The 4422-nt window shown below is 64.5% G+C and carries 5 protein-coding genes; 2 read left to right on the top strand and 3 right to left on the bottom strand.

Annotation, left to right across the window (positions count from 1 at the left end):
* Both M3461_16355 and M3461_16350 read right to left on the bottom strand, forming a co-directional pair.
* Positions 1–487, bottom strand: a 487-nt coding sequence (locus tag M3461_16355; protein MDQ3775799.1) for a patatin-like phospholipase family protein, incomplete at its 3' end; no start/stop codon positions are given.
* The gene (locus M3461_16350; GenBank protein MDQ3775798.1) at positions 487–1674 is read right to left on the bottom strand and encodes a class I SAM-dependent rRNA methyltransferase; all 1188 of its coding nucleotides are present in this window, start codon (positions 1672–1674) and stop codon (positions 487–489) included. The genes M3461_16350 and M3461_16355, both read right to left, overlap by 1 nt.
* Before the next feature lie 48 nt (positions 1675–1722).
* On the opposite strand from M3461_16350, the gene M3461_16345 reads away from it, so the two are divergent.
* Together M3461_16345 and nth are read left to right on the top strand one after the other, a co-directional pair.
* Complete coding sequence (locus M3461_16345) at positions 1723–2658, top strand: class I SAM-dependent methyltransferase (protein MDQ3775797.1); 936 nt, start codon at positions 1723–1725, stop codon at positions 2656–2658.
* An 18-nt stretch (positions 2659–2676) separates the two neighbouring features.
* Positions 2677–3333, top strand: coding sequence for an endonuclease III (nth, locus tag M3461_16340; protein MDQ3775796.1), 657 nt, complete (start codon positions 2677–2679; stop codon positions 3331–3333).
* A gap of 30 nt (positions 3334–3363) precedes the next feature.
* On the opposite strand, the gene M3461_16335 is transcribed toward nth, so the two are convergent.
* Positions 3364–4086, bottom strand: a complete 723-nt coding sequence (locus tag M3461_16335) for an FHA domain-containing protein (protein MDQ3775795.1) — start codon at positions 4084–4086, stop codon at positions 3364–3366.
* Positions 4087–4422: the final 336 nt, after the last annotated feature.

Genomic DNA, 4422 nt, shown 5'->3' with positions numbered 1-4422 from the left:
TGGGGGTGACCCAGGCCCCATCCACGAGCTGCATGCCCTGGTAGTCGTAGGGAGTAAAGATCGTCGGCACCGAGATCGAGGCCCGGATGGCGTCGAAGAGCGGCCCGCGGTTGAACCAGACCTCCTTTTGAGTCTTTAGATCGGTCGCGACCGCGGTGAAGGAGATCGGCAGGCGCGTGATCTCGTGATCGCCTATCAGGTCCTTCAATAGGTTGATAATCTTCTCGCCCTTGAACAGCCCCCTGCGGTCGTAGGCGAAATCCAGGAGCCGGATGACGTCGATGTGGGACAGGGCCGTGACCCAGCGGGTATAGACATCGAGCCGGCCGGCGGCGTAGATGCCGCCGACCAGGGCGCCCATGGAGGCGCCGGCGATCGAGCGCACCTCGTAGCCGGCCTGCTCGATGGCCTCGATGATCCCGATGTGGGCGAGGCCGCGCGCCCCGCCGCTGCCGAGGCTGAGCGATACCGTCGGTCTTGCGCTCATCACAGCACGCGGCAGAACAGCGTCTTGAGGTAGTTCGTCTCCGGGATCGCCGGGTGTACGGGATGGTCGGGGGACTGGTGGCCCTGCGCGATGACCTGGAGGTCGCGGTCGAGCCGCCGTGCCGCGCGCCGCAGCGCATCGACGAACTGCTCGGGCGCGAGGTGGGAGGAGCAGGACGCCGACACCAGCGTCCCGCCGGCGCTTAGGAGCGTCATCGCCAATAGATTCAGCCGGCGATAGGCGAGGGACCCCTCCTCCAGGTCCTTGCGGCGCTTGATGAAGGCCGGGGGGTCCAGGACCACGAGGTCGAAGCGTACGCCGGATCGATCGAACGACTTCAAGGTATCGAAGACATCCGCCTGCACGACCTCCACCCGGTCGGCAACTTGGTTGATGGCGGCATGGCGGGCGATGCTTGCGGCTGCGATCGGCGAAGATTCGATGCAGACGACGCGCTCGGCCCCCGCGACGGCCGCCTCGATGCCCCATGCGCCCAGATAACTGAAGGCATCGAGCACCCGAGCGCCCCCCGCATAACGCAGCATGCGCTCGCGGTTCTCGCGGTGGTCATAGTACCAGCCGGTCTTCTGACCACAGGCGATCGGCACCTCGAAGCGCGCACCATACTCGGTCAAGGCCACTTCCTCCGGGACCACCCCGCAGGCCGTGCGCACGTGGGTATCCAGACCCTCGATCCGGCGGGCTGGCGAATCATTGCGCAGGAGGATGACCTCGGGGGCCACGACCTCCATGAGTGCATCGATGACCTCGGCCTCTGCGCGCTCCATTCCGGCCGTATTGAACTGGACCACCAGCATCCCGCCGTAGCGATCGACGATCAGCCCCGGCAGGAAATCGCCCTCGCCGTAGACCAAGCGGTAATAGGGGTCCCGGAACAGCCGCTCCCGGAGACCGAGCGCCTGTTGCAGACGCCGGACGATGAGAGGTCTTGCGAACGGCTCTTCCGGGTCCCCGCTCACGAGGCGCGCGCAGATGAGCGTGTGCGGGTTGACATAGGCCGTGCCGAGCAGCGTACCGGCCTTGGCCCGCACCACGACCGGCTGTCCGGGCGCGAAGCTGTGCAGGGGGGTCTCGCCGGCATCGACCTCGTTGCCATAGACCCAGAGATGGCCGGCGCGCAGGCGGCGCTCCTCGCCCTTTTTCAGCACCAGTAACGGCAAGTCCATCGTGCTTCGCCATCGTGCTTTCGTGGGGTTGGGTAGTATACTTTGTCCATGGTCAAGTATGTCCTGGCCGCGCTGGCCCTGAAGGCATTCTCGCTCAACGATGCCACCAAGAAGGCCTATCGCTCGATCGGCAATGTCGTGGGCCAGCGTGCCCGACAAAATACCGGCATCGGTGTCTATGTCGAGCGCGGGGATCTATTCGTGGCTCTGTGCAAGAAGTATGGCGCCGTCCCGGCGCAAGCCCAGGCCTTCGAGCTGGGCACCGAATGGATGCACTGGTATTCGCTGTACCTGCGCCTCTACTTCGATCTTCACATCACCATGCTCGACGTCTGGGACAACCGACAGTTGGCGGCGCTCCAGACGGAAAGCTCAAAGCACCCTGCCGGGTTCAAGGGAGATGTCGGCCGATTGGATACGATCGTCGCGGCGCCGAGCTTCGGGGCACTGTACGATGCCTTGGGCCTCTGCTATGTCATCGAACCCGACGGCAGCCCTCGACAGTTCGCGGACGGCGCCTTCGACCTGATCTTCAGCTTCCATTGCTTGGAGCACGTCCCCATCGGAAACGTCAAGGATCTCTTGGCCGATTTTCACCGCACCCTCAAACCGGGCGGTTACATGATCCATCAGATCGGGATCGACGATTATCTCCAGCATTACGACCCGACCGAGTCGCCCAAGACTTATCTGCGTTTCTCCGACCGGCCTGGAAGCTCCTGTTCGAAACGACGTACAATATTTCAATCGGCTCCAGGCCTGCGACTGGATCGACCGGATTGGCTCCGCGGGTTTCATGCTGCTGGAGCGGATCGCGGAGACCGCAGACGTGGACGGTTTGCCGATCGCGCCGGGTTTCAGGCACTATCGGCAGGAAGAGCTGGCTTGCACCATTCTGACCTTGGTGCACCAAAAGCCGCCCTTGGTGTACCAAAAACCGCATTGAACAGGAGTCCGCGCAAAGGGGTGCCCCCCTTGGAATGATGGCGTCGCGTCGGCCTGGTGAACGCCCGCACACGCCTCGAGGTATTCGAACGCCTAAAGGCGCACAATCCCCGTCCCACGACCGAGCTCCGCTATTCGAGTCCGTTCCAGCTCCTGGTCGCGGTGATCCTCTCGGCGCAAGCCACCGATGTCGCCGTCAACAAGGTCACCGAGCGCCTCTTCGCCGTGGCCGGCACACCGGCCGCGATGCTCCGCCTCGGGATCAACGGGCTTCGCGAGCATATCAAGACCATCGGGCTCTACAACGCCAAGGCCGGCAACATCATCAAGACGTCCGCCCTCCTCGTGGAACGCCATGGCGGTCGGGTGCCGGCGCAACGCGGCGCGCTCGAGGCCCTGCCCGGGGTCGGGCGCAAGACCGCCAACGTGGTCCTCAATACCGCCTTCGGTGAACCCACCATCGCGGTGGATACCCATATCTTCCGGGTCGCCAACCGTACCGGCCTAGCACCCGGCCGGACGCCGCTCGCCGTCGAGAAGCGCCTCTTGCGGGCGGTGCCGAAGGCGTTCCGGAAGGACGCGCATCACTGGTTGATCCTGCACGGGCGCTATATCTGCACGGCCCACAAGCCGCGTTGCGGGGAGTGCCTCATGGCCGATCTGTGCGAGTGGCCCATGAACCCGACGCGCCCGTGCCGCTTGCGGACGGCTTAGGCCATGCCTGGGTCGTAAGGCGCCGGTGGCTCAGGATACCGAGACGAACTCCATCTTGATCCCGGCCAACTCGATGACGTCGTGGTTCCTGAGCTGGTAGCTGCGCGGCCCGACTGAGTCGCCGTTGACGATGGGGAACTTGGGCAAGCCGCCGGCTTGTCCCTCGATGTGCGTCAAGAAATAGCCTTCGGCGCGCCTGGAGATCACCGCCACCTGCACGCCGGGTCGCCCGAGCGTGAGGGAGGCCTTGGTCAGCTCCAGTTGCTTTCCGGCGATGGGGCCGGTGAGGATGTGCAGCTTCCCGAGTGGCAGGCGGGGCGCCTGCGCCGTGGCGGCGGGGGACGCCGGTGCGGGTGCCGGCGGGGGCGTCGCGCGTCCCAGGGCCTTGGCAATCGCGGCCGCGGCGCTCGCCGAGCCCGGTTTCATGACGATGGTCTTCTCCAGCTCCTCGTCATCGGCCGTGGCATGCTCGTTGACGTATTTGACCTCGTGCTTGCCGATCCCCATCACGTCGCCGTGCCGCAGCGCGTGCTTCTTGATGAGCTTGCCGTTGACGTAGGTGCCGTTGGTGCTCCCCAGGTCCTCGACGAACGAGTCGTCGAGGATGGTGATGATGAGCGCGTGCTTGCCGCTGACCGCGAGGTTGTCGACCTGGACGTCGTTGTCCGGTTTGCGCCCGATGGTCATGCGCTCTTTGTTCAAGGGAAATTCCGCCTGGAAGGCCCCGCCGAGGCTGAGAACGAGTTTTGCCATAGTAGCGCCCCCCTGTCTCCTCTTATCGATTAAGGCTGTTCTAACCGAGCCACCGGCGCAGCCGGCCGCCCCACCACGGCCGGCGCCGCGCGCGCGGCCGTGCCAGCATTACCGAGATGTTATCGGGACCCCCGTGCTCCTTCGCCATGGCCACCAAGCGCCCGGCCGCTTCTACAAGATTAGCACTATATTCACGCACGGTTAAGTACATTGGAGTTCCCCCCGTTCCGTGGACGATTTACGGCTTGGGATTCAAGCCGTGCATTGCGGTGGTTGCGGGTTCGGTGTTGAACATATCCTCCTCTCGTAGTTGACGGGTGACAAGTAGGCGATGGA

It is taken from the genome of Pseudomonadota bacterium (assembly GCA_030860485.1).
GTDB lineage: Bacteria > Pseudomonadota > Gammaproteobacteria > JACCXJ01 > JACCXJ01 > JACCXJ01.
Note: the sequence above shows the minus strand (reverse complement) of the source record. Positions and strands in the feature narration are given on the sequence as shown.

Coding starts and splice junctions, on each gene's coding strand:
- M3461_16335 (MDQ3775795.1), bottom strand. CDS start 4,086: ATGGCAAAACTCGTTCTCAGCCTCGGCGGGGCCTTCCAGGCGGAATTT.
- M3461_16350 (MDQ3775798.1), bottom strand. CDS start 1,674: ATGGACTTGCCGTTACTGGTGCTGAAAAAGGGCGAGGAGCGCCGCCTG.
- M3461_16345 (MDQ3775797.1), top strand. CDS start 1,723: ATGGTCAAGTATGTCCTGGCCGCGCTGGCCCTGAAGGCATTCTCGCTC.